Origin of the sequence: Paraburkholderia lebeckiae, assembly GCF_050436225.1 — a bacterium.
GTDB lineage: Bacteria > Pseudomonadota > Gammaproteobacteria > Burkholderiales > Burkholderiaceae > Paraburkholderia > Paraburkholderia tuberum.
The window spans coordinates 722,808-747,525 of the sequence record NZ_JBNDLU010000001.1 but is presented as its reverse complement, the minus strand read 5'-3'; the positions used below and the strand labels follow the sequence as shown (position 1 = coordinate 747,525).

Genomic DNA, 24,718 nt, shown 5'->3' with positions numbered 1-24,718 from the left:
TGACACATTACGTCCGTTGATCGATCAGAACTGGTCTTCGCGCAGCGCCAGCGCGCCTTCGCCATCGCGAGCACCGCGAACCGCCGCTTCGAGCGCGATTGCACGAGGCAGCACCTGCGTCGCGTAGCTATGCGCGGTCGCGATCTTCGCGTCATGGAAGGACGGATCTTCGTCGCGCTTGTCGGCCGCCAGCACGAGCGACCGTGCGACTTGCCAGCCCGCGAGCACGATACCCGCGAGCATCAGATAGGACACACTGCCGGCGAACACCGCATTCGGATCGCTTTTGACGTTCTCGACCACGTAGCGCACCGCGCTGTACAACGCCTCGCGGCCGGCGGACAGATGACGATACATCGCCTGAAAAGCCGCGCTCGAACCATACGAGGGGTGCGCTTGCACCGCGGCCAGGGTCGCGTCGATCTGCGCGAGCAGTATCCCGGCCACCTCGCCGTTGTCGCGCATGGTCTTGCGGCCGACGAGGTCGTTGGCCTGGATCGCCGTCGTGCCTTCGTAGATCGGCAGAATGCGCGCATCGCGGTAGTACTGCGCGGCGCCGGTTTCCTCGATGAAGCCCATGCCGCCGTGCACCTGCACGCCGAGACTCGTCACCTCCAGCGACATCTCCGTGCTCCAGCCCTTCACGATCGGCACCAGGTATTCGTAGATCGCCTGATGATTCGCACGCGTCGCGCCGTCCGGATGACGATGCGCGAGATCGCAGTGCGACGCCGACACATAGGCCAGAGCGCGTGCGCCTTCGGTCAGTGCGCGCATCGTCGAGAGCATGCGCCGCACGTCGGGATGCTGGATGATCGCGACCGACTGCTTCGCGGAGCCATCCACGGGACGGCTCTGCACGCGCTCCTTCGCATACGCGACGGCGTGCTGGTACGCGCGATCCGCGATCGCCACGCCCTGTACCCCCACGGCGAAGCGCGCGGCGTTCATCATGATGAACATGTACTCCAGACCGCGGTTCTCCTCGCCGACGAGCTGCCCGATCGCGCCGCCGTGATCGCCGAACTGCAGCACGGCGGTCGGGCTCGCCTTGATGCCGAGCTTGTGTTCGATCGATACGCAGTGCGCGTCGTTGCGCTCGCCGAGCGAACCGTCTTCGTTGACGAGGAACTTCGGCACGACGAACAGCGAAATGCCTTTCACGCCTTCGGGCGCGCCCGGCGTGCGTGCGAGCACCAGATGCACGATGTTTTCCGTCATGTCGTGCTCGCCCCAGGTGATGAAAATCTTCGTGCCGAAGATCCGGTACGAGCCGTCGCCCTGCGGCTCGGCGCGGGTGCGCACGAGCGAGAGGTCGGAGCCGGCTTGCGGCTCGGTCAGATTCATCGTGCCGGTCCATTCACCGGATATCATCTTCGGCACGTAGCGCTGCTTCAGCTCCTCGCTACCCGCCGTCAGCAGCGCTTCGATCGCGCCGTCGGTCAGGAGCGGGCACAGCCCCAGCGACAGGTTGGCGGCGTTGAGCATTTCGATGCAGGGCGTCGACAGCAGCTTGGGCAGATCCTGACCGCCGTATTCAGACGGATGTTGCAAACCCTGCCAGCCGCCTTCGCTGAACTGGCGAAACGCGTCCTTGAAACCGGCCGTGGCGGTCACCACGCCGTCCTTCCAGGTGCTCGGGCTGCGGTCGCCGTCGACGTTCAGCGGCGCGAGCACCCCTTCGTGCAGCCGCGCGGCCTCTTCGAGCACCGCGCGAGCGGTGTCGGCGGTTGCGTCCTCGCAGCCGGGCAAGCCCGCCAGTTGGTCGATTCCTGCCAGTTCCGTGAGTGCAAACAACATTTCTTTGAGAGGCGCGACGTAGCTCATTACCATTCTTCCGATCAGATAGTCCGTAGGGAAAGTCACCCGTCTGGCACCGATGCGGCCGGGGTAACGTATGGCTGAATCGTAGCGTCGGACAGGCCCTGCCCGGTTGTCCAAACCGGACGATCTATTGACATCTCTGGCCACGTCGGAGGGAGTAAGCGCCCCGTGGGAACTGCGTCGGCGGGGGTTGCCGACGCATCGATATGACGCGATCAGCCACCCCGGCGATAGGCCGCCGGGGTGCTGCCGGTCCAGTGACGGAACGCTCTGTGGAATGCGGTTGGGTCGCCGAAGCCGACGTCGCCCGCGATGATGGCGATGGGCTCGCGCGTGCCTGTCAGGCGCTGGATCGCGATGTCGCGGCGCAATTCGTCCTTGAGCACCTGGAACGCCGTGCCCTCGGCGGCAAGATGACGGCACAGCGTTCTGACCGAGCAGTGCAGGCCTTCCGCCGCCTCTTCGATGGACGGGACGTCGGGCAGCCGGGACGCAAGATGTTCCCGCACGCGATGACTGAACAGCTGCTCGTTGAACGAAACGAAGATCCAGTCTTCCGGCGCGCGAGCGAGAAACCTGCGCAGGTTCGCCTTGCGCTGACGCACGGGCAGGTCGAAATAGCTGCTGCTGAACTGCATCGAGGTCTGAGCGCAGTCGAACTTCGCCGGTCCGGGAAACAGATAAAGATACTCGAGCGCGTGAGCGGGACGGGGAAATGCAAACTGCACCTGCAACAACGCAATCCGCTGACCGATCAGCCAGGACGCGATCCCATGCGCGAGCTTCAGCATCAGCTCCTGGCCCAGCATGCCGGGTTGCGCTCCCGCGCTTCCCGGACGCAGCGCCAGGCTCGCGACGAGGTCGCCGCGGCGCGACTCGAAGCGGAAGTCGTCCAGCACGAGATGGAAGAACTGGCCGAACCGGCGCATCGCGGTTTCGAGATTCGGCGCATCCAGCAGGCTCAGGCAGAGAAACTTGAGCGCGCCGCTGCGCAGGGGGCGCGAGAAAACGCCGGGCATCTCATCGTCGAGTTCGATCGCGAGCGAGCGGTAGAGCGTGGAGAACTGTTCCTCGGTGACGCGCGCTCCAGGCTGGTCCAGAAGCGCGCGCGGGATGTGCGCGGCCGACAGATGCCGGTCCACGATATCCGGCCGCGTCCCGACGCTGCCGAGGAACCCGTTGACGAGCGAGATCGGTACGGTTGCGCCAGCAGCTTGCATGAGAGGGTTCCGCGAGGCGAAGACGCATCAGCATAGCGCCTCCCGCCGCATCGTGGCGAGGGTTCAGCGAATCGCTACGCGAGTGCCGCGTTCGGGGCCCCGTGGTTCCGGTAGCTTGCCGCCTATTGCGCCGATGCGTGCGAGCGCAGATATGGCACGTAGCCGTTCTGAATCTTCAGGATCTTCTCGGCGCAGGCGTCATAGTCGTCGCCCTTCGCGCTGTCGGGCCCATACATGCCGCGGCACTGCGCGAACAGCGACAGCGTCGCGCCGCCCGTGCTCTTGTTCGCGCGGGTCGCCGAGAAAGCGGCTTTGCCCGAATCGTCGGGCACGTCGGTATCGATCGCGACCGCGTCCGCGCGGATCACGTGCGTGTCGGAATGCTGTTCGATATAGCGTTTCGTCGCCGCCCACGCGGCATCGCAATTCGCCGGTGTGCAGTCGATCACCGCGTCGCGTTGCGCGGCGCGGAGGTTCGGCTCGCTATGAAGGATCTCCTGCTGGGCGCGTTGCGTCTGCTTTTCCGGGGACGAGCAGGCGGCGAGTGCACATGCGACGAGTGCGAGGGCAGCGATCTTTTTCATGAGTAGACTTCGGAGGCCATGTTCGAGCGCGATTATAGCGGTGCGGGGAAAGCGATTGCGTATTCATCACTCACATGCTGGGTTGGTAACTTCGGTTGGCATCGTCGCCGCAAAACACAGTTCAGAGGCGCCTAGGTGTTCGCCACCAGCAATTCCTCCGCATTGCCCGGCGGTCGCAGCCCATCCGTCCGAGCCGCGAAGTAGCGCTGCGTCAGATCGGCCGCGGACACGTGCCGCGCCTCGTCAAATCCGGCTTCGCGCGCCATGGCGATCATCTGCTGCGGCATGAAGAAGCTGATGAACGGTGTACCGCTCGCACGCGCGCCCTTCTCTGCCATTTCGAGTCCGGGGCGCACGTCCGGGTCCGCCATCTCCAGCGGCAACAGGAACGTCATCGCGAACGTCGAGCCGCGCGCCAGCCCGGCCACTTCGCGCAGCGTCGCCGCATTCGCCTCGTTCGTCAGATACATGCTGACGCCGGTCGACACGACGACGGCCGGCCTGCTTTCGTCGAAGCCTTCGGCGACGAGACGCTGCCGCCAGCTATCGCCCGCTTCGAAGTCGACCGGCACGAAACGCAGCCAGTCCGGCAAGCCGAAACCAAGCTCGCCGAGCCGCTGACGCTTCCACGTTTGCGGTCCCGGCGGGTCGACCTCGAACACGGTGAGCCGCGACGCAATGTCGGGCCGGCGTTGCGCGAAGCTGTCGAGACCGGCGCCCAGAATCACGTATTGATCCACACCGCGCCCGGTCTGCTCGACGACCAGATCCTCGATAAAGCGTGCGCGCGCGACGATCGACGCGCGAAACGGCCGCGTGAACCGCGGGTCCATGTCGCCACGGCTGCGCCAGTCTTCGGCGGGTGCCAGCAACTGCAAGCCGACTTCGTCTTCGAGCACGTGCGGCGGCGCGTCGGCCTGCACGTGCAGCGCACGCCATAACGCGACGCGCGCGGCGGTACTGTCGGGTGCGATGTGTCGTTGATCGCTCATGGTATTTGCCCGCTTGGGTTGATGTGCCAATGCCACCGCGGCTCAATGGAGAAACGGCAGCGCGAGAAACAGTTTGATGACGATCGCGTTGACGATGTCCATGAAAAACGCGCCCGTCATGGGCACGATCAGGAACGCGAGATGGGAATGGCCGAAGCGGTTCGTGATCGCCTGCATGTTCGCGATCGCGGTCGGCGTGGCGCCAAGTCCGAGCCCGCATTGCGCCGCGCACAACACGACCGCGTCGTAGTTACGGCCCATCGCGGGGAACGTGACGAATACCGCGTAGAGCGCCATCAGCAGCGTCTGCGCCGCGAGGATCGAGATGATCGGCACCGCGAGCGCGGCAAGCCCCCATAGGTCGAGCCGCATCAGCGCCATCGCGAGAAAGAGCGCGAGCGCGACGTTGCCGACAAGCGCGACCGCGTGCTGGTCGATCCGCACACGCACGAGCGTGAGCACGTTGTTGAGGATCACGCCGATGAACAGTGTGCAGACAAACGTCGGCAATTCGAACGCGGTGTCCGCGATCCAGTCGGCAAACATTTCGCCGCCCGCGAGGCAGATCGAGATCAGCGCGAGCGTCGTGATGATCGCGGCGGGCGTGGTGGCCTGCTGCGCCTTCGGTTCTTCGAAGACCAGCGTTTCGTCCTTTAGCTGTTTGACGCGCAGCAACTCGTCGGCGCTGATCCGCCGCATCAGCAGCCGTGCGATCGGACCGCCGAGCACGCCGCCCATCACGAGTCCAAACGTCGCGCAGCCGATCGCGATCTCGGTCGCCGACTCCAGTCCGTGACGCTCGGTAAAGACCTGGCTCCACGCGGCGCCAGTACCGTGGCCGCCCGACAACGTGACCGAGCCGCCGAGAATCCCAAGCAGCGGATCGACGCCGAGGGCGAACGCGAGCAGCAAGCCGACCGTGTTCTGCAGGATCAGCAGCCCGCTGACCAGCGCCAGAAAGCGGATCAACACCGGGCCGCCCGCCTTCAAACTCGATAGATGCGCATTCAGACCGATCGTCGAGAAGAATGCGAGCATCAGCGGCGCCTGCATCGTCGAATCGAACCTGACCTGCACGTGGGTGGTGAGGCGCGTGATCAGCACGCAGATCGCGACGATGAGCCCGCCTGCCACCGGCGCCGGAATCGAATAGGTCCTTAGCACGCCGATCCACTGCACGAGCTTTTCGCCGAGCAGCAGCACGAGCGACGTCGCGACCAGCGTGGCATATACGCCAATAGTCATGAATGGCCTCCGAGCGGGAGCGTGACGACGTTTTCTGTTTTCCCGGCGCGACGCCGCGGCGCATCGGGATGCGGCAAGGCTTTGTAATCATCCGGAGCGCGCGCGACCCTGCGACATCTTAGCCAATCCGTCCAGGCAAAGTATGATTTTCCTTGACGCACTGCAATCGGCCCGTGAAGTCGCGCCGCTGCCTGGCGACGAAGTCGTCAGCTTCCTAATATTCCGGGGTTTTCTGCCAAATATCTGGACTTTTTGCTGCTATTGACTATGGTCAAACCATTATGGAATGGGCACGCGACCCCGCCCTGTACCCGCCGTATTTGCGTCCCCGCATACGGCGAGGCTTGGGCGTGGGTTCGCTTGCCGCTTACAATGCTTGGCGAAATATAAATAATTCCGGCGTTAAGGGCACTGCCAGTTGCGTTAAGGGAATACGAGTCGGAAGGCGCTATGAAATCCTCGACGAACGGGCTCGAACCTATTTTTTTCTGTTGGAACGGATACAAGAGATCACTGACATTAGGGAAGCGTGGCCGATCCTCGACATCAACGGCACGCTGCAACTATGCAGTAAATTCCGCGTCAACCATCCCCAGCACGATATTTTTCCCGAGCCGATCTGTGTCGATTTCCTCATAAGCGAGAGGGGACCGGAGGGCCTGAAATTTCGAGCCGTCGCGCTGGTGAGAAACCCCGCTCGGATGACCGTGAGGGATCAGCGACTGAAACAAGTGGCACAACAGTGGTGCAACGACCGCGGAATAGATTGGAGTCTGGTGGAGACCTCCGCGCTCGACAGAACGGTGCTCGATTCACTGCGCTTCATCCGTGGCTGGTATCGCCACAGGTTGGTACCGGATCCTGAGATCGCCCTAAAGTTTGCCAGGCTTTTCATGGACCACTACCAGAACAATCTCGTTCTCGGCGAATTGGTCGAACTTGTACGAAAAAGTCTGCGGATTCGACCGGACACTGCGCTCGACCTCTTTCGCTATTGCGCGTGGTGCCGCCTCATTCCCGTCGCTCTGACAGGGCGGATCGCAAAAAACTGCCCGGTCATTTTGCGCGCTGTCAATAATGACTGACTTTCAACCCAGCCCGATCTTAGAACCACGACCCGGAATGGTCTTGCGTGTGACCAAGAACGGTCATTCATGCTTTCTGCGCCTCACTCACGTCTTCGACGAGTGTGTCTACGCGATGTGGGTCGGAGAGCCCAATGAAGCACGAACCGCGCGACGTCCCCGGAGATTCACGCTCAGCGAGCTTGATGGGTTGATGAAAAAGCGCAACGCAACCTGGGGTCGTCTCAACCTCCCGCCTGCCCTACTTGCCGTCCCGAACAAAGACTCAAATGCCTCGAGAACACTGGAACACCTTTGGCAGTTAATCAAACCTTTGATAGTCAAATTTCGTGTCCCCTATAACCTTAGCCGGCTGAGATTTACCACCTTGATCGCTCAACACGCTAAGCTTATGTCGTGCAGCGCGACAACGCTCAAACGTCTGGTCCTACGGTTTTATTACTTCGGAGGCACCAAATTCGCGCTACTTCCGCTTCCACCTGGAAGCAAGCCTAACCAACGTCAAGAAAGCGACATCGCACCGAAGCACAGGCGCGGGCGGCAGTCGATCAACGCTGCAACATACGGTGCCAATGATTTTGTCGTTTCAGCATCTGACATTGAGGACATGGTTCGCACCCACTCGAAATATTGTCTGCGCGGCACCAGCACCGTAGCGTATGCACACGAACAATATCTGGCGACCTGCTTTCGGCGCAACCACCCGGATGAATACGCCGCCTATATATATGGTCAACGCTCAGAGCCTGTTACGCTTAGACAATTCCGCTACTACACGAAGGAGGCAAGAACTCCTGACGACTTGACTCAATCGAAGCGGGCAGAGCGTCGGCTCGAGAGCAAGGGGACGTTGCAGGCTAACGCGCCTGGACAGATAACAGAAGTAGATCCCACCGGCGGAAGAATCTTCCTCGCAATAAGAGGTAAGCCAGGCAAGTCCCTCAAACCGACAATATATCTCGCGATTGACCGGTGGAGCCGGTTCATAACCGGGGTCTACGCCTCCCTGAAGCCCCCCTCCTACGATGAGTTACGCTACCTGTTGCTTGTTTGCATGACTTCGAGAGAACATCGTTTTCGCTGGATGAACGTCAACATCACAGATAAAGAGTGGCCGGCCGGGCAATTGACCGCCGTCATGACATTTGACCGGGGTTCTGAATTCCTCTCGGACTCAACCAAACAGGCAGCTGCCGATGACCTGCGCATTGAATTAGACTATCTGCCTCCATTGTGTCCCGATGGCAAAGCCATTATTGAGCGCGTCATTGGCGTTCTCAAGAGGCGCACTGCCAATCGAAGACTAAAGGGATCGTACAAGGATCGGCCGCTCGACCCGAAAACGAAGCGAGTTGCACGGCGGGCCCAGACTGCAGCCGCACACACACTCGCGGACCTTTACCGGATTTTGATAGATGAGGTCGTGCAACACAATGATCGGCCACATCCCGCATTGGAAAGACGGAAAATATTGGCTCAGGCGGGAGTTTTACCAACGCCGAAGGAGGCGTACCTTTGGGGACTACGCGAAATTGGAGGAGCACACCCCCCGCCCCTCACAGACATGGACTATCAACGGTTGCTGCTGGCATCGGGCACGGGACTCATTGGAAACGGCATTTGCGAGTTCTTGAAGCGCTCCTATCGTCCTGTCAATCCGGAAGCGTTGGTCATTGCAGGGCGATCAACCAAGCACATGAAGAAAACAAGCGTACGTTACGACAGGACATTCCCTGACGTAGTCTATATTCCTACGACCGCTCCGGAGTGGGCGAAGTTCGAAATGACGGCAGAGTCGGCCGAGGAGTTACGCGGCCTGTCACTTGATGAGGAAGAAGCGCTATCCGAGACGGGTTCGCTTTTGTGGGCAGAAGCCGACACGACAGCGCGTGTAAAGCGGGTCCAAGGTCTTTCATCGGAAGCAGGCCAGTCAACCGTCAAGAGTAAACCTCCCCCGCAGCCACAACGCCAAACAAAAGATTCGCGCGAGCGCGAGACAGCGGATATCAAACAGTTTTTAACTAACAATCCTTCCAGCCGGCCCCGTCACGAAAGCGCTGACAGTTCTTCAGGCCGGGGAGTAGACTGGCAGTCAGTTCATCGGGAAGAGCAGCGGAAGACACTGGCTGCCATCCGAAAGCAAAGGAAGTCGAAATGAAATCGGTTACACGCGTGCCGGCACGCTATGTTCCTACCGGCGTGCGTCGTTTCGACGGTCACCCGTTCATCGAGGCCCTTCCTACGATCCCGGAAACAAAGGAGTTGCTTCTGCTGCAACTAGCCAACTATCCCGATCCGCCTACCAGAAGCGTTCGGCAAGCCTCCGAACTCATCCGGATAATGGAGCTCTCGACCTTGGCGGACGTCGTCTATCCGCTTCCAGACTATGGCGAGAGTGCGGTTGACCTGACCAAGATTATCCGCGAATCGTATGTCGCCCGGAACCCCCTCAACGCCATCGACATCCAGAGACGGCATGCACTGGCCAGTAACTCTGCCGACGGCCTGCCTTTCCCGTCTGACTGGAAGTCATCCGCCCAGGGGCATATCATCGTGGCGATCACTGGGATGGGTAAAAGCACGTTCTGGAATGCTTTTTCACTTCGTTATCCACAGCTCATCGAACACACTGCATACGGCGATCATCCGCTGGCTGTGCTGCAGATTGTCTACATCGTCCTCAGTGTGCCGCACGATGCCACCCTGAAGGGCCTCTGCATCCAGTTCTTCGAAGAGATAGATCGGATCCTTGGCAACACCGAGTACAGTAAGGTCGCCCGGTCGGTGCGCACGATCGCACTCATGGTCCAACTCATGCACACGGTCGCGACAACCGTCTCACTCGGGATAATCGTGATTGACGACGTGCAGAACCTTCGCGCGGCCCAAGGCTCTACTGCCGAGTATTTGCTCAATCTCTTCAGCGAAATTCTCGAACGCCTTGGAATATCCCTATTCCTCCTATCGACACCCGCCATCGACAAGGCACTGATCAACATAGTCAGGAATACACGGAAGTCGGCATCATCCGGATGTGTGCCCATGCTGCCGATGGCTAAAAACAGCGACCTTTGGAAAGACTTCACCGAGGCCTATTGGGACTATACGTTCGTCAAGAGAAAGAAGCGGCTGACCGACAGTATACGGAATGCATGGTGGGACGCCTCGGCGGGCGACACGGCGTTCGCGGTTCTGGCGTTCATGCTGACACAACAGAATGCAATCGGCGGGACCATTGAGGAGGTCAATGAGCAGGGATTCCAACGTACCATGGCTACAAACATGGCAATCCTGCAACCCGCTATTGCGGCATTGCGGAGCAGGAAAATAGCGGCACTTCAGCGGTTCGACGACCTGCTTTTCGGCAAGGACTACTGGGATCTGATGCACCGGATCAAGACGGAACCTGCCGCGGAGCCAACCACGAGGGAAGAATTCAATGAAGTCACTGGAGCCGAACAGGAAAGTCGGCAATCCGAGTCCAAGAAAAACGGAAAAAAAGCGCAAGCCAAAGACGGCGACTTCAACTTTCCTATTGAAGATCCTTTGCTGAGATACGAATAAAGGCGTCGTATTCTTTCCCGATGACGACACCGGCGCTGTCATTCCTGGAAGCGTAGCTATTATGCCTGCTCCACCGTTCGGTCTTGCGCGCTGTCCCGATGAAGTTCTCGGCTCGTGGCTCTCACGGCTTCGGCTTCACAATGGCCACGGATGGTGGCGTGCCGCCTTGTGCGATGCCGGTTATGGACCGCGGTCGGACGAAAACGCGTTCGACATTCCGCGCCTTTCACCCGGATTGGATACGCTTCTTCGGAGCATCGGCATGGCTGGCGAGGAGCAAGCATTGACCGATCTCACGACCTTGCCCTACTGGCTCGCTTTTGATGCCGCGCCACCCGAAGATGGTCAGCTGTCTGGTACGACGTTGAATGTCTTGCTTGGCACACGAAAAGGGATAGTGCGGAATATGTCAGCTATGGCGCGGCGTTATCGGGCACGGGCCGGCATCCGCTTTTGTCCCCAGTGTCTGGAGGACGACGTCCGTTGCTTCGGCGAGCCTTACTGGCACCGGACGCATCAGTTGCCGAACGTGACATGCTGCCCGGGCCATCGGATCCGCCTTCTGAATTGCTGCCCGCGCTGCGCCCGCGTCTACATAGCTGGCGAAACCGGTTCCATCCCTCTACCGAAAATGCAATGCGAATGCGGCTGCGATCTCGGCCGACCGGGCGATCCGGTCACCGAAACCGACATCCGGTACAAGCTGGCCGTAGTCAGCCGCGATGCACTGCTTGTGGGCACCTCTCTCTGCAGCCGCTCACAGATGCGCGATTTCTTCCGGTCGCGCATCCATTCCGGTGAGTTAGAGCACTTGATTGAGAACGCGTACGGCCCATCCGCTCTCTCGCGCAGCTTCCCGCAGTCTGTTCGGGATTATGTCGACCGGTTATGGCTCCCGCTTTCACATCGGTTTTCCCAACTGCGCGCACCGGACTGCTGCGCGCTACTGGCCGCGATGGACATCAGTTTTTCGGTCGCCCAACGCTCCGCTGCAACCAAGGACGAGGTCCAGCGGGAGCGTGAGGATTGCGGCAGGCCGCGCGCCGTTCCGTCTGTCGAAAATGCGCGTGGCGCAATGCTGGCGCGCGCACGAAACTGTCCGGGTGAGCGCGCGTCAGCAAACAGCCAGAACTACTGGGTGCTGCGCCTGCTCGACGCCGACTGGCTTCGCCGTCAATTTCCGCAAACCCGTTTTACCCCAGTTCCTTCGGTGCAGGCCGACCGCGACCGGATTTCCCGGTCCGCCACTGCCGGTGCCACGGATGACAGAACAAGGACATATCGCTGGCGGCTGATTGCGCAGAGCGTGGCCGGACGAAGGGCGGCTGTGAGAGACTGCACCTGGTTTGAAAAGCAGCGTTGTGAGTATTTCAACCTCCGTGCAGATTCCCTTGTGCGTCCGCGCGACCAGACGGCACTCCCGAGACCGTTGACAAGCACGACGGCTCTCGCTCATCACGCGAGGGTTTTACGCGTTGCATTAAAAGCGACACTCCACGACGGCTCGCGCGTGCCGGTGACGGTTGCCAGGCTCGCGGCGCTGGCGGGCATTACACTGCCGATGGCAAGAAGTACGCTTCTGAAGGACCGCGCCCTTGCACTGGAAATCAGATGTGCAAGGAAGATGCCGTTCAATGCCCGCCACGAGGACGGCCGTCAGGGTGTTCGATGAATGGAAAGAAACAGCAATCACTTCGAGAAACACGGAACGTGACTCTGATATCCGACTCAGTGTACGGCCTTCGGTAGCGAAGGCGCCCGCGAGCCAGGTAAAGCAGGACGTGCAGAGGACATACGCCAAAATCGCGCTACGTCTGTTTCTCCAGGCCGTTAAGCGACAACATGAACATCGGAGGTCAGTTCAGATTCGATGCAGCTCCCTTTCACATTGCCGCCATACCCGGACGAAATTCTCGGTTCATGGCTGGCGCGCAACGAATTGCACAATGGAAGAGGTGCCTGGCTCGGTCTCCTACGGGAGCTAGACACTGGTCTTAATGCGCCTAAGGTTTTCGATATTCCTGACTATTCGCCAGGGTTGGTGGCACTGGTCAAGGCATTGGGTGCGCCGTGTTACGAGCACGTTCTCCTGAACCTAACAACCTTACCCTATTGGCTCGCGTTCGACGCTGCTCCACCAGAGCAAGGCATTTTGTCGGGTACTGAAAATCTCCCCCTCCTCTACGGGCAGAATGGACAGTTGATACAAAATCCCCGGCATATCATCAAGCATTACCGCTCCCAGGTCGGGATACGGTATTGCCCGGTGTGTCTCACCTCGGACATCCGTGCTGTTGGCGAGCCCTACTGGCATCGGGTGCATCAACTGCCAAACGTAACAGTTTGTCCCGAGCACCAGGTTTGCCTCCTCTCAAGCTGTGTACGGTGCGGCAGAAGTTGCGCGCCACAACTCGGGAGTCGGCTTCTTTTGCCTTGGTTAACATGCATCTGCGGCTATGACCTGTCTGCAGCCATTAGACCGTCCGGCCTCGATGAAGTACGTGTGAAGCTGGTAAAAGTCAGTGTTGATGCCCTAAGAAGCGGCGTGCCCACGTACGACCGGTCACGACTTCACGGTTTTCTTCTATCGAAGGCAGGTATTGCCAGACAAAAACAGATCGTTGCGGAGGCCTACGGAGGCTACGCAACAAGGTCCAGCGGAGCCGAAAAGGAATTGGTATCCAATGTTCGCTGGGTGTGGTTTCCCCACTACCGGGCGATGTGCGAAGCCCGCGCGGTCAATCTCTGTGCGTTGCTCGCGGCGCTCGACCTTCCAAATCCCAAGGAAGCTGACCTTGCTGAACGTTGGCCGCAGGTGCCAACTGTGGGCCGCGCGCGAGTATTCATGTTGCGGCATGCTCGGCTCTTCCCTGGCGCGCGTCCGTCACGTGGAACCGGCATCCACTACTGGGTCCTCAGGCTCCTTGACCCAAACTGGTTGACGCGTCATTTTCGAGGAAAGAAGGCTGTACCTGCGCCGCCATCGATCAGCGAGGACCGGGCTTGGATCAAACAATACATGGCCGGCAAACGGAGGCGCAAGGAGGTACGGACAGACCAGCGAACGCTGCTCGTCCGAAGCGCGGCCTTCCTGCGCGCACAAGTGCGTGATCAGTCGTGGTTACGTAACGAGTGCCCCGACATTGCATGGTCGCACCGTCCCCGCGACCGTATCACATCGGATAAATCGAGGAAATCCACCCGGCGAGCGCCTCCACCGATGACGGTCAAGCACGTGCGGGCCCTCCGGGACGCCTTCCGCGCCGCACTGCTGGAAGAGGGGTACCCCGCCCCCCTCACTGTCACTGAGCTAGCCGCGCGCGCCCGACTTGGCTACGACAACGCAAAAAAGGCCTTAAGACATGACCCAAGATTTCAGGTTGAGATACAGCACGCGAGGGGCGAACTGCGGCACCGCCGTATCTTATGGGCAGCTCACGAACTCCAGGTGCGGGACGGTCCGATGACCGTCACGGCAATTGCGTCCTGTGCGCATATACGGAACAACAAGGCGTCTTCGGAGCTGATCAGACGCGTTCTCGGTGATCTGGTCGAAAAAGGGAACTAGTCCATTGAACCGGATGAATTGCACCGGATGCGCCGAGTTGGATCGGAGTACTTCCATTTCAACGGGGCGGCCTGCTTGTTGTATTGGCGGATGTAGCGCATGAGTTTTTTGTCGAGGTCCCTGGTGCTGGTGAATACCCCGCGCGCGATGACGTCGCGCTGGATGCGAGCAAACCAGTTCTCGACCTGGTTCAACCATGACGAATACGTGGGGGTGTAATGGATCGAGACATTCGTATGGTCAGACAGAAAGGTTTGAACAGCCTCGGTTTTGTGGCTGCTCACGTTGTCGCAGATCACGTGAATTTCCTTTCTGGCTGGCTGCGCCGATACCACCTCGGTGAGGAACGCGACGAACTGGGCACTGGTATGGCGTGGTGCAGTCTTGCCCAGCACTTCGCCGGTGGCGACATTCAGCGCTGCAAACAGGCTCAGGGTGCCGTTGCGTTTGTATTCGAAGCCGTGACTGTCGGCGCGCCCCGGCGAGAGCGGCAGCATCCGGTCTTTGCGATCAAGCGCCTGAATAGCCGTTCTCTCATCCACGCAGAACACCGCCGCATGCAACGGCGGGTTCAGGTACAGGCCGATCACATCGGCTGCCTTGGCCTCAAAGTCGGGATCGTTCGACACCATGTGGGTATCGAGACGATGTGGCCGAATGTCGTGCTTGCGCCAGATACGTTGAACCGTCATGAAGGGCACGCCCAGCTGCGCGGCCAACTTGCGGCTGCTCCAGTGCGTCGAGCCGTCTGCCGGTTTGCGCCGCAGCGTGTAGTCGAGCACTCTCGCCTCAAGACGCGCCGGGTCGCGGCGCGGCGCACGACCTGGGTGCCTGCCATACAGGCCTGCCAGACGCTCACTGACGAAGCGGTTTTGCCACGTCGTGATGAAACGCGAATCGCATCGCAACTCGTTCATGATCGCCCCGCGCGAGGCTCCTTCGTCGAGCAGCAGGATCAACCGCGCTCGCCTTACCTGGCCAACGGCCATCGTTCGGCTCCGCTGCATCGACAGCAGTTCTTCGCGCTCGGCTTCACTCAGATTCATTTTTCCCATGCACCTTTAGATCGGTGCAATTTCATTGGTCCAACGGACTAGGCGCTTAAATCGCGAAATCGCTAGCAGAACCAGTGATCTCACTCGCTCCTCATGAGACTGGCATAGCGAGTTTGCCACGATAACGCCGCTTATCGCGGCCAGCCCGTCCCCGCCCTCGCCGGCCTGCCGGGGCGCACAGACACTCCCCGTCCCCGGCGCGGCGCGCCCTCCCCGGCCGTGGCGTGGGGGCCGGGTCCGTGACACGGTCTTTCACCCTCGGGCGTGCAGAAGATCAAGCCAGGGTTCATACCCTAAGCCGTCTCCTCCATGTCTCCGCATGGATTCCGGCCCGCCGCGCGCGGGCTTTTTCTTTTGAGGCGCCGGTACGCAGGTACGACGCGGGTATCCTCCTCTTCTCCGGACTGATCAGGCGGGCGCCGGACCCACCGCCGCCGGTCGCGACGCGAGAGGCCAGACGCCGGGCATCAGAGTCCGGCAGTCACCCGGTACTCTCGCTCAATGACAAAAATTCGGCCATTCCCGACGTTGGAGAGGACTGTGTCCTACGTCGGCAGTGGAACGGATTGCCGACGGTGGCGACATCGGGCCGCCGGGCGGCAGCTTCCTGCATCAGCGAACTTACACTTCCGAACCTGAGCGGACGATTGTGGTCGGACATTAATCGTCCGCTGTCGCTGAAATCTATGCCGTTCAACGCGGAGTTGTTGAATGTGCCCAAGCAAACCGTGGCCGACCGCGAACAACCAGCGGCCCTCCCGAAGCGGACTCACAGCGTGCCCTTTTGTGCAAAGGTGATTTCGATATCCGGCACTTCTGAGGCCGGCGCTCCACACCTATAGTCAGCTCAGCTTTCGGACGCCAGCCCCAACTTCAGAGGCCCGCACGAAGCATCCCCCATCAACAGGAGCTGACTATGTTGACAAGCACGTCCCCGACGCTTCCCGCCGAACTCGCTGCCGCCACTTCGGACGCGCAATACTTCGAATACACGTCGTCCGCCAATCCGATCGGCGCGAAGCTCATTTCGCGCGTGCCTTTCCGCATTTTCCAGCCTTCGCTCTATGCGGACGGCGCGACCCGCATCGTCCCACTCGACCTTTCCGCTGAGTTGGGCTGCCCCGGTCCCGCGACGGGTCCTGGGTTGAGCGCCAGTTTCCTGCGCATCAACGCGGCAGAGGCATTGACGCTCGCGCCGAATGCGACCTCCCAGGTCTGCTACGTCATCAGCGGAACCGGCAGCGTGGCTCAAGGCGAGAACCGCTTTTCGTTTGCGCAGGGCGATTTCTTCACGCTGCCTGGCGGCGATGCTGCAGTGTTCACCGCCGACGCGACCGCCACGCTCTATTACGTGAACGACGCTCCGCTGCTCACCTATCTCGGTACAACGGGCGTCCGGCCGCGCTTTGCCCCAACGCTCTACCCCGCCGCGCGGGCACAGGCGGAATTGCGCAAGGTCTCGGAAGAAGCCAACGCGGGGCTCCGAAACCGCATCAGCGTGCTGCTGGGCAACATCAACTTCCCGCAGACGCGTACGGTCACGCATGTATTGTGGGCGATGTTCGGTATCGTGCCGCCCCACTCCGTGCAGAAGCCGCACCGCCATCAATCGATTGCGCTCGACTTCATCGCTGGTGGCAATCCAGGCGTCTACACGCTGGTCGGCACGGAACTGGATGAGAACGGCAACATCGCCAATCCGACACGCGTCGATTGGGAAACCGGGATGGCATTCGTTACGCCGCCGGGCTACTGGCACGCGCACTTCAATGAAACAAATGAAAACGCCTATGTGATTCCGATCCAGGATGCCGGCTTGCAGACATGGCTGCGCACGCTTGACATCCGCTTCGCGCGTTAGGTCTGAAGCTCCAGTGCGAGTCCGTCGTCCCAGTACGGCGGCTCGCCAATCACCTCGGCGTAGTAAGCCACGAACGCGCGCACCTTCGACGAGACGATTTTCTTCGGCGGATAGACTGCCCAGATCGCAGGCTCGGCGCGTCCCGTGCGCGCGTCCCATTCAGGCAGCACGTGCAGCAGACGCCCTTCGCGCAGAGCCGTGGACGCGAGCCACGTCGGCAGAAGCGCAAGGCCGCAGCCGGCCACGGCCAGTTCCAGCACAGCTTCGGAGTCGTCTGCGCGCAAGCGCCCCTGCAGCTTCACCGGCACTTGCGTCTGCTCCGACGACCTCTTTGCATTGGCCCTGCGCGTGAAAGACCAGGTGTCGTCCGGCAACAGCGACAGACGAAGCGTATCGTGCGTGGACAGATCTTCAGGGACATTCGGCGTGCCGCTACGCTCCAAATACGCCGGGCTGCCGCACACGATACGACGATGCGGAGCAATGCGTTTTGCCATCAACGACGAATCGGACAGCGCACCGATACGGATCGCCAGGTCGATGCCGACTTCGATCATATTGAGCGTTTCGTCGGTCGATACGATATCGAGGTCGATGTCGGGATAGCGCGTCATGAACGCCGGCAGATGCGGCACGATGTGTCGGCGCCCGAATGCCGACGGCATCGTGACGCGCAGCACGCCTTGCGGTGTGCGATTTAGTGACGACGTAACCTGCCGCGCGTCATCGAGCGCCTTTAGGGCAACCATGGCGTGCTCACGAAACAGCCTGCCGCCCTCCGTCAGGACGAGCCCCCGCGTCGACCGGTTAAACAGGGCTATGCCCAAATCGTTTTCTAGCGCACTGACGTAGCGCGAGATGGTCGACGTCTTGACTGCCATTTCAACGGCCGTCTTGCTAAAGCTCTGCAGTTCCGCTGCGCAAACGAAGGCCCGTACTGCGGCAAAATAATCCATGGCATTTCTGACGCGAATCGAGCGTTCCACAACGGACTTCACGAAGTAAGGACCGGAACCCGCGCAACGCCTTGCCCGCGAAAACTCGGCGCATGCGCGCGGATTGGATAATCCGGATTTGCTTAGACCGATAGTGTACTTGTACCGCGCTGCTAACGTGAAGAGGAGTTGATCACAGCGTCAAAGCCATAGAGGCGGCACCCAGCAAGTCCGTTCAGATTACCAACGTGGCTGTCCGCTTCAGAGGAACTTCCGGTCCTTGGTAGCAGGTTCGTGAACGTCGCTTGATGGCCGACAGTACTCATCCACAGAAGCCGCCCGAAAGCGGCCGTCGACGATTTTCAACGGTCGCTCTACAGGACCTTCATTGAACTGGTGCTCTCGGCCATGATAGGTCGTTCGCGTCGTGACGGCGAATGGCTGCTCGCCGGACCCATACCGGCCATCCACACTACAGAGATCGACGGAACGGCAATGCGTGTTATCGGTTGTAGTCGTGCAGCACTTGTCCGTAGGGCAGCGTCAGATCGGCAAGAAGTGAACGGCACCGACGATGCGCCTGACCGGCAAGTCCGGCCTAGGCGCATTGACGTGTGGGTAGCAGAGCAAGCCGCGCTGGTCCTGACGATGCTCCTTTGACTTGGATGTCCATCAGGTTGCCCTGCGACGTACGCCGGACCGGCTACTCGCTTGAGACGTAATTAATCCACAAGTTAACTAATCAGTCAGACTGCCTTAACCCCAACGGCTTTTTGACAACTAATAATTTTCAAACGGCAGGCGAACACACCTGCCGTCACGCACGCCGGCAGTCTACCGCCGAGCCGCAGAAAGTAACGCCATTGCCCGTTGATACCCCGTTGGGCAGATACGCCTTCGATGCCATTGAGGGTGACGCAGGAATGAGGAGTACTTGATGAAAAGTCTGCGCATCGGCACTCTTGGTTTCGCGATCGCGTCGAACCGAGTTGCGCCCGTGTTCGCTGGGAAGTATTCAGTGTTCCGAGTCCGGCTGATCACCGCATTTCCATTTGCGGTATCGGCAGTGATGATTCTGTTGGGGGGACAATATGCCCGACCTTCCTCGTTCAGCGCCTGGCACGTCGCAATTCCAACGGCGTTGGGCGGCTTGTCGTTCGCTGCAGCGCTGTATCTTTCGTCGCCTTATGAGGTGATGGCCGCTTTCACCCTAGGGCGGTTGGCGTCTATGCCCCACATGCATCGTTCTGGCAGTTGACTCCTCGGTATCTGAACAACGTGGCCGCTGCGTCCGGCATCGGGCTCGTCAAAATCATCCGCACGCTGGCCGGCATCTGCGGACCTTACGCAACGGGCTGGCTGCACAGCCTTACCGGCTCCGATCGCGTTCCGATGTTCGGTGTTGCCGCGCTGATGTGCGTCTCGGTAACACAGTTATGTTCGAGGAACGCCAACCGCGCGGCGGCCCCTCTAGCAGCCGCACCCCGGCGCAGTACTCCTTGAGCCCGGCCGCGCTCCGACTCTTCGACTGGCACACGTTGGTTAGCGCACGTGCGAAACGCTCGCAGGATCGAACTATTCACAAACAAAGGTGTAATACGATGCGAAATGATGGCAAGCTGATTCTTCTCGACAAAAACCAAGTCGAGGGGTTGTTAGAGCCTGACGATGTCGTCGACGCGGTACGGGAGGCGTTTGCTCTGCACAGCGCGGGCGAAGGGCGTGTCTTTCCTGTTGTCAGGGAGGCGCTCGTGACGGGTGGCGTATTTGGAATCAAATCGGGCGACGTACAGTCGCAAGGCCTGCTCGGCTTTAAGGCTGCGGGGTTCTGGCCTGCAAACCGCGGCGTGGGCGGCGAACCTCACCAGGCCACCATCATGTTGATCGATCCCAAGACCGGCCGGCCTGTATGCGTGATCGACGGCAACGCAATCACGACCATGCGCACGGGTGCGGCAGGTGGCTTGGGTTTGACACTCTTCGCGCGTGCGGACAGCGCCGGCCTGTGCGTTTTTGGCACGGGCGTACAGGCGCGAGTTCAGGTCACATTCGCGCTGCGTGTGCTAAAGCAGCTTTCCTCCATTCGCTATATCACCGCGGACGCTCAACGCGATGCTTCGTTTGAAGCGCATTTCACCGGACACTGCGAAGTCTCGCATGCGACCGATCCTAACGCCGCAGTTGCCGAAAGCGATGTGGTGATCACCGCGACTCCAGGCTTCGGGCCGCTCTTCGACGCGGCGGCGGTACGACCCGGGACTCACCTCAACTGCGTCGGTGCCGACACGAAAGGCAAACGTGAACTTCCCGAAGGCTTGCTGATGTGCAGTCGCGTTTTCGTCGACGACCGGACCCAGGCGCGAGAAATCGGCGAGACTCAATGGGCGCCGGGCACCGTATCTATCGAGATCGGCGATGTGATCACCGGCCGGGTCCAGACAAACCGGCAAGCGGACGACATCACGCTATTCGACATGACAGGTATTGCCCTGCAGGACCTGACGGTGGCACGCCTGCTTCATCAGCGCGCCTGCGAAACAAGCACGGCAACGTCGTTGGCGTGGCCCTGGTAATATCATTGGGTCACAGACCACAAGCACAGGCCGTCAGACCAAGTCCAGCACCGATCGGGTCGATCAGTTCGTTGATGGAGAAGACGGTTAGGCGGCCACACTCAACTTTCCAAAGGAGCGGTACGTCGAACGCTTACGCAATGTCGTTGAGCCAGCCATACGACTCAATTGCACGCGTCGCAACCAAGAGACGTCCGGGTAAAGAATATGGATGACGTGACTTCCACACATTCCGCGATAGGTTCAAATTCACGCCACACGTCTGATGAATTGAAATCTCCTGCCATCCAGCAGGCGCGTCTCGATCTCGCTGCGTGCTTTCGCATGGCCGCGCGGCTCGGCCTTCATGAAGGCATTTGCAACCACTTCTCCGCGCTCGTGCCGGGACACCCGAGGCTCTTTCTGGTCAACCCGCTCGGTTACGCATTCGATGAAATCACCGCTTCCAGCCTGCTGATCTGCAATTTTGACGGTGAGGTTCTCGCTGGAAAAGGGGAGCCCGAAAGCACGGCTTTTCATATTCATGGGCAGGTGCATCTGCACCATCCACATGCCGTTGCATGCTTTCATACGCACATGCCGAACGCAACCGCCCTGTCGATGCTCGAAGGGCCGCCGTTGCGATGGGCGGGTCAGACATCACTGAGGTTTTACGGCCGGCTCGCGGTGGAGGAGCGTTTCGGCGGCCTCGCGTTGGACAACCGTGAAGGCGAACGCATCGCAGCCGCACTCGGGAGCGCGAACGTGATCTTTTTGAAAAATCATGGCGTCATGGTCGCTGCCCGAAGCATCGCGCAAGCCTGGGACGACCTCTACTATCTCGAACGGGTTTGCGAAGTGGAACGCCTCGCGCTGTCAACGGGCGTGCCTCTGAAACCGGTCGATCCACAGATCGCGCGATTGACCTTCGAACAAATGGAGTCCGGCGCCGAGGAAGCCAGTCAGCTACATCTTGAGAGCATCAAACGCAGGCTCGATAAGCTGGAACCTGACTACCGGGACTAACCTGAGTCATGGTGTTTGAGAGTGACGGCATACCGTTGCGGTCACATCCCGTCAGACGGCAGTCGCGCGAGCGCCTGAGCCATCGGCACGCGGGTCCTTTGCACACTTGCCGCGCTCGGGATGCTCGCTGCCATTTCGCGGGAGCCAAGGCTGTTGCAACACCGAGGCATGGAGAAGCTCAAGAAAACGAGTTGCGCGCAGCGAGCGCCCATGCCGCGAACTGATCAGCGCGACGATATCCGCGTCCGGTTGCGTCCATGCACCGAGCAGTGGGACAAGCCGCCCCGCGTTCAGGTGTTCGGCGACATCCCACTCGGAACGTGAAATGATCCCGAGTCCGGCCAGTGCCCAATCGCGCACGGTGCCACCATCATTGCTCGTCATGACCGGTTCGATACGGACGTTCGCCGGTGCACCATGATCTTTCGGCGTGAAGCGCCACATCGTCACGTCTTCATCGTTTTCACGCAGCGCGATACAGTCATGCGCGCGCAGATCGTCCGGATACCGCAGTTCGCCGCGCCGGGCCAGATAGCAGGGCGCGGCGCACAGGATGCGGCGGTTAGGTGCAAGGCGCCGGCTGACAAGCGACGAATCGCGCAATTCGCCGATATGTACCATTAGGTCCCACATATCGTCTGAGATGCTCGCGGGACGATCGGATAGCATGAGGCTTGCGTTGACTTCCGGGTAAAGGGTGCGAAATTCAGCAATGGCAGGCGCGACATAACGCTGCCCGAAACCGAGCGGCGCGATCACCCGCAGATGTCCAGCCACCGAGCCGCGTCGCGATGCCAGCGTGTCCGCCAGATTGCCGATGTCATCGCAGATCCGGCGCGCATTGCTCGCAAGCAGTTCGCCCTCATCGGTGAGCACCATGCGCCGCCCCGATCGGTCGATTAACCGCATGCCCAAGCGCGCTTCAAGAAGACGCAGTCGCTGCGTGACCGCGGGCGGCGTGACGTCGAGCTTGCGCGCGGCGTCAGCGAGTGACGCCGCGTTCGTAAGCATAATGAAAAAGTGCAGGTCCTCGGTCGAGATCATTGACTTGAGTGTGAGCGCAACAATCCGAGGATGGTAGTCTGCGGGTTTTTTGACCGCCATTGCTATTTGCGTTTGACACGAGAGATTCCCTGCGATCCGCCTGCACAATTCGTCTGCGGATTCATAACGATGATGTCCGCTCAGCCCGGCCGACCCTCAATCACGCGAGTTCCGCAAGACCATCGACCCGCACCCGACACATTCGCGCGAGTGACTGCAGAGCGCGCGAGCCGGTGTCCGGGCTCAATTGCGCACGGCCTCTGATATGACTTAGGGTGCGGCCACTTCACGAAAACAACCTCGCCGCCCCATTGTTCGCCGAAATGCATGCGGCGAGCGTGTTATTCGGCCGCGTACGTGGTCTGCTGCTGTTCGCCAAGACCATCAATACCAAGCCGTATCGTCTGCCCCGGCTTCAGAAACACCGGCGACGGTTTCACCCCCATGCCGACTCCCGGCGGCGTACCGGTAGAGATCACGTCACCCGGCTGCAGGCTCATGCACTGGGACAAATACGAAACCAGCTTCGCGACGCGGAACACCATCGTGCGCGTATTGCCGTTTTGGTAGCGATGCCCGTCGACCTCGAGCCACAGATCGAGTGCCTGCGGATCGGCCACTTCGTCGCGAGTCACGAGCCAGGGGCCGATTGGTCCGAATGTGTCGCAGCCCTTTCCCTTGTCCCACGTGCCGCCGCGTTCAATCTGCCACTCGCGCTCCGACAGATCGTTGATCACGCAATAGCCCGCTACGTACTCGAGCGCATCTACTTCGTCGACGTACTTGCAAGACTTGCCGATGACAACGCCGAGTTCGACTTCCCAGTCGGTCTTCACGGAGCCGCGCGGGATTTCAATGCCGTCATTCGGGCCGCAGACGGCGCTCGTCCACTTGTTGAAAACGATCGGCTCCGTCGGCACTGGCAAATTCGATTCGGCCGCATGGTCGACGTAGTTCAGGCCGATACAGACAAACTTACCGATGTTGCCAACGCATGGTCCGATGCGCGGTTCGCCCTGCACGACGGGCAACGACGCAGGACCGATGGCGCGCAACCGTGCAAGCCCTGCGTCTGTTAGCACGTCACCAGCGATGTCGTCCACGACAGCAGACAGATCACGAATCTTGCCGTCACTATCCAGCAAGCCTGGTTTTTCATGCCCTCTTGGCCCATAACGAAGCAGTTTCATCGTTTGACTTCCTAAAGTTTTCTATTGAAAATCGGGCTTCTTCGGGTCAACCGTTTAGCCCGGTCGGACGCCTCTTCGCGCGTCAGCTCAACTCATCTCGGCGCCGGCCCTCTCTGTCCTGCCCCACGCGTGCGCCGGCTGGACGGGTTCGTGGCTCGGCGAGCGTCGCCGCGGCATCAATGCTTGAGTACCCGTGACAGGAACGTACGCGTACGGTCGTGCATGGGATTGTCGAAGATGGCGGCCGGCTCCCCTTGTTCAAGCACCTTGCCGTGGTCCATGTAGATAACCCGGTCCGCCACCTCGCGCGCGAAGCCCATTTCATGGGTAACGATCATCATCGTCATTCCAGAACTGGCGAGCTCGCGCATCACTTCAAGCACCTCGCCTACCATTTCCGGATCAAGCGCCGAGGTCGGCTCGTCAAACAGCATCACCCGCGGCTCCATCGCCAGCGAACGCGCAATAGCGACTCGCTGCTGCTGTCCGCCGGAAAGCTGGGATGGGTACTTGTTGACATGGTCTCGTAGTCCAACGCGCTCAAGCAGCTTGCGGGCAATCGTCTCGGCGCGCGCACGCGGCCATCTGCGTACGCGGATCGGTGCGAGCATCACGTTTTCCAGAACGGTCTTGTGCGGAAACAGATTGAAGTGCTGGAAGACCATGCCGACTTCCTTACGGATATCCGCCAGTTCCTTCCTTGAAGTGCCGACCCCATCCTCCGACGGCGCCAGCTCGATTCCATCGACAATCAGTTGGCCATCGCGGAAATTCTCCAGCCCGTTGACGCAACGAATCAGGGTCGACTTGCCGGAGCCGCTCGCACCGATAATGACCACCACCTCGCCGCTCTGCACTTGCAGATCTATGTCTTTCAACACGTGAAATGCACCGTACGATTTATTCAGCTTGTGCATTTGGACAATCGCGGACATGTCCACTCCTTTGTCAAAAAAATATCTTCACCCAGCAA

General features: G+C 60.2%; 19 protein-coding genes and 1 pseudogene. 10 read left to right on the top strand and 10 right to left on the bottom strand.

Annotation, left to right across the window (positions count from 1 at the left end; all coding sequences use genetic code 11):
* Window positions 1-24: 24 nt before the first annotated feature.
* The 5 genes from OKW45_RS03475 to gltS form a co-directional block, all read right to left on the bottom strand.
* On the bottom strand, window positions 25-1,827 hold the full coding sequence (locus OKW45_RS03475) for an acyl-CoA dehydrogenase (RefSeq protein WP_018424772.1): 1,803 nt from the start codon (window positions 1,825-1,827) through the stop codon (window positions 25-27).
* 212 nt (window positions 1,828-2,039) lie between these two features.
* Complete coding sequence (locus tag OKW45_RS03470; protein ID WP_429465971.1) at window positions 2,040-3,044, bottom strand: AraC family transcriptional regulator; 1,005 nt, start codon at window positions 3,042-3,044, stop codon at window positions 2,040-2,042.
* 122 nt (window positions 3,045-3,166) lie between these two features.
* The gene (locus OKW45_RS03465; protein ID WP_018424770.1) at window positions 3,167-3,628 is read right to left on the bottom strand and encodes a hypothetical protein; all 462 of its coding nucleotides are present in this window, start codon (window positions 3,626-3,628) and stop codon (window positions 3,167-3,169) included.
* 131 nt (window positions 3,629-3,759) lie between these two features.
* Window positions 3,760-4,620: a class I SAM-dependent methyltransferase gene (locus OKW45_RS03460; RefSeq protein ID WP_429465969.1), complete on the bottom strand. Its 861-nt coding sequence runs from the start codon at window positions 4,618-4,620 to the stop codon at window positions 3,760-3,762.
* A gap of 42 nt (window positions 4,621-4,662) precedes the next feature.
* A complete protein-coding gene (gene gltS, locus OKW45_RS03455; RefSeq protein WP_429465967.1) occupies window positions 4,663-5,865 on the bottom strand; it encodes a sodium/glutamate symporter in 1,203 nt (400 codons plus the stop codon).
* A gap of 350 nt (window positions 5,866-6,215) precedes the next feature.
* Here gltS and OKW45_RS03450 point away from each other — a divergent pair, with 350 nt between their 5' ends.
* The 6 genes and pseudogenes from OKW45_RS03450 to OKW45_RS03425 all read left to right on the top strand — a co-directional run bounded on the left by OKW45_RS03450 (window position 6,216) and on the right by OKW45_RS03425 (window position 14,082).
* On the top strand, window positions 6,216-6,950 hold the full coding sequence (locus OKW45_RS03450) for a PDDEXK family nuclease (RefSeq protein WP_429465965.1): 735 nt from the start codon (window positions 6,216-6,218) through the stop codon (window positions 6,948-6,950).
* A gap of 193 nt (window positions 6,951-7,143) precedes the next feature.
* Entirely contained in the window at window positions 7,144-9,108 is a 1,965-nt protein-coding gene (locus tag OKW45_RS03445) for a TnsB C-terminal domain-containing protein (protein ID WP_429465963.1), read from the top strand.
* Entirely contained in the window at window positions 9,105-10,514 is a 1,410-nt protein-coding gene (locus tag OKW45_RS03440) for an ATP-binding protein (protein WP_429465961.1), read from the top strand. The genes OKW45_RS03445 and OKW45_RS03440 overlap by 4 nt, the downstream gene beginning before the upstream one ends.
* 61 nt (window positions 10,515-10,575) lie before the next feature.
* Window positions 10,576-12,186 carry a TniQ family protein gene (locus tag OKW45_RS03435; RefSeq protein WP_429465959.1) on the top strand — a complete coding sequence of 537 codons (1,611 nt, stop codon included), beginning with the start codon at window positions 10,576-10,578 and terminating at the stop codon, window positions 12,184-12,186.
* Window positions 12,187-12,384: 198 nt separating this feature from the next.
* A pseudogene (locus tag OKW45_RS03430) lies at window positions 12,385-12,870 on the top strand (TniQ family protein); the annotation flags it as partial.
* 147 nt (window positions 12,871-13,017) lie between these two features.
* Window positions 13,018-14,082 carry a hypothetical protein gene (locus OKW45_RS03425; RefSeq protein ID WP_429469407.1) on the top strand — a complete coding sequence of 355 codons (1,065 nt, stop codon included), beginning with the start codon at window positions 13,018-13,020 and terminating at the stop codon, window positions 14,080-14,082.
* Here the strand turns inward: OKW45_RS03425 and OKW45_RS03420 are convergent.
* Window positions 14,079-15,137 carry an IS630 family transposase gene (locus tag OKW45_RS03420; protein WP_429465958.1) on the bottom strand — a complete coding sequence of 353 codons (1,059 nt, stop codon included), beginning with the start codon at window positions 15,135-15,137 and terminating at the stop codon, window positions 14,079-14,081. The genes OKW45_RS03425 and OKW45_RS03420 overlap by 4 nt on opposite strands.
* A 916-nt stretch (window positions 15,138-16,053) precedes the next feature.
* On the opposite strand from OKW45_RS03420, the gene OKW45_RS03415 reads away from it, so the two are divergent.
* Window positions 16,054-16,998 (top strand): cupin domain-containing protein, encoded by a 945-nt coding sequence (locus OKW45_RS03415; RefSeq protein ID WP_429465956.1) that lies wholly within the window; start codon window positions 16,054-16,056, stop codon window positions 16,996-16,998.
* On the opposite strand, the gene OKW45_RS03410 is transcribed toward OKW45_RS03415, so the two are convergent.
* Window positions 16,995-17,954 carry a LysR family transcriptional regulator gene (locus OKW45_RS03410; protein WP_429465954.1) on the bottom strand — a complete coding sequence of 320 codons (960 nt, stop codon included), beginning with the start codon at window positions 17,952-17,954 and terminating at the stop codon, window positions 16,995-16,997. The two genes, OKW45_RS03415 and OKW45_RS03410, sit on opposite strands and share 4 nt — an antisense overlap.
* Before the next feature lie 916 nt (window positions 17,955-18,870).
* Here OKW45_RS03410 and OKW45_RS03405 point away from each other — a divergent pair.
* The 3 genes from OKW45_RS03405 to OKW45_RS03395 all read left to right on the top strand — a co-directional run bounded on the left by OKW45_RS03405 (window position 18,871) and on the right by OKW45_RS03395 (window position 21,511).
* The gene (locus OKW45_RS03405) at window positions 18,871-19,191 is read left to right on the top strand and encodes a hypothetical protein (protein ID WP_429465952.1); all 321 of its coding nucleotides are present in this window, start codon (window positions 18,871-18,873) and stop codon (window positions 19,189-19,191) included.
* A gap of 343 nt (window positions 19,192-19,534) precedes the next feature.
* The gene (locus OKW45_RS03400) at window positions 19,535-20,506 is read left to right on the top strand and encodes an ornithine cyclodeaminase family protein (RefSeq protein ID WP_429465950.1); all 972 of its coding nucleotides are present in this window, start codon (window positions 19,535-19,537) and stop codon (window positions 20,504-20,506) included.
* Window positions 20,507-20,722: 216 nt separating this feature from the next.
* Window positions 20,723-21,511 carry an aldolase gene (locus tag OKW45_RS03395; RefSeq protein WP_429469230.1) on the top strand — a complete coding sequence of 263 codons (789 nt, stop codon included), beginning with the start codon at window positions 20,723-20,725 and terminating at the stop codon, window positions 21,509-21,511.
* A 51-nt stretch (window positions 21,512-21,562) separates the two neighbouring features.
* Here OKW45_RS03395 and OKW45_RS03390 read toward each other — a convergent pair whose 3' ends face one another.
* From OKW45_RS03390 to OKW45_RS03380, 3 genes are all read right to left on the bottom strand, one after another.
* A complete protein-coding gene (locus tag OKW45_RS03390; RefSeq protein ID WP_429465948.1) occupies window positions 21,563-22,555 on the bottom strand; it encodes a LysR family transcriptional regulator in 993 nt (330 codons plus the stop codon).
* 341 nt (window positions 22,556-22,896) lie between these two features.
* Window positions 22,897-23,745, bottom strand: coding sequence for an ureidoglycolate lyase (locus OKW45_RS03385; protein WP_429465946.1), 849 nt, complete (start codon window positions 23,743-23,745; stop codon window positions 22,897-22,899).
* Window positions 23,746-23,921: 176 nt separating this feature from the next.
* A complete protein-coding gene (locus OKW45_RS03380) occupies window positions 23,922-24,680 on the bottom strand; it encodes an amino acid ABC transporter ATP-binding protein (RefSeq protein WP_429465944.1) in 759 nt (252 codons plus the stop codon).
* Between the last annotated feature and the right edge of the window lie 38 nt (window positions 24,681-24,718).

Coding starts and splice junctions, on each gene's coding strand:
- OKW45_RS03475 (WP_018424772.1), bottom strand. CDS start 1,827: ATGAGCTACGTCGCGCCTCTCAAAGAAATGTTGTTTGCACTCACGGAA.
- OKW45_RS03470 (WP_429465971.1), bottom strand. CDS start 3,044: ATGCAAGCTGCTGGCGCAACCGTACCGATCTCGCTCGTCAACGGGTTC.
- OKW45_RS03465 (WP_018424770.1), bottom strand. CDS start 3,628: ATGAAAAAGATCGCTGCCCTCGCACTCGTCGCATGTGCACTCGCCGCC.
- OKW45_RS03460 (WP_429465969.1), bottom strand. CDS start 4,620: ATGAGCGATCAACGACACATCGCACCCGACAGTACCGCCGCGCGCGTC.
- gltS (WP_429465967.1), bottom strand. CDS start 5,865: ATGACTATTGGCGTATATGCCACGCTGGTCGCGACGTCGCTCGTGCTG.
- OKW45_RS03445 (WP_429465963.1), top strand. CDS start 7,144: ATGAAAAAGCGCAACGCAACCTGGGGTCGTCTCAACCTCCCGCCTGCC.
- OKW45_RS03440 (WP_429465961.1), top strand. CDS start 9,105: ATGAAATCGGTTACACGCGTGCCGGCACGCTATGTTCCTACCGGCGTG.
- OKW45_RS03435 (WP_429465959.1), top strand. CDS start 10,576: ATGCCTGCTCCACCGTTCGGTCTTGCGCGCTGTCCCGATGAAGTTCTC.
- OKW45_RS03420 (WP_429465958.1), bottom strand. CDS start 15,137: ATGGGAAAAATGAATCTGAGTGAAGCCGAGCGCGAAGAACTGCTGTCG.
- OKW45_RS03415 (WP_429465956.1), top strand. CDS start 16,054: ATGTTGACAAGCACGTCCCCGACGCTTCCCGCCGAACTCGCTGCCGCC.
- OKW45_RS03410 (WP_429465954.1), bottom strand. CDS start 17,954: ATGGATTATTTTGCCGCAGTACGGGCCTTCGTTTGCGCAGCGGAACTG.
- OKW45_RS03405 (WP_429465952.1), top strand. CDS start 18,871: ATGAAAAGTCTGCGCATCGGCACTCTTGGTTTCGCGATCGCGTCGAAC.
- OKW45_RS03400 (WP_429465950.1), top strand. CDS start 19,535: ATGCGAAATGATGGCAAGCTGATTCTTCTCGACAAAAACCAAGTCGAG.
- OKW45_RS03390 (WP_429465948.1), bottom strand. CDS start 22,555: ATGATCTCGACCGAGGACCTGCACTTTTTCATTATGCTTACGAACGCG.
- OKW45_RS03385 (WP_429465946.1), bottom strand. CDS start 23,745: ATGAAACTGCTTCGTTATGGGCCAAGAGGGCATGAAAAACCAGGCTTG.
- OKW45_RS03380 (WP_429465944.1), bottom strand. CDS start 24,680: ATGTCCGCGATTGTCCAAATGCACAAGCTGAATAAATCGTACGGTGCA.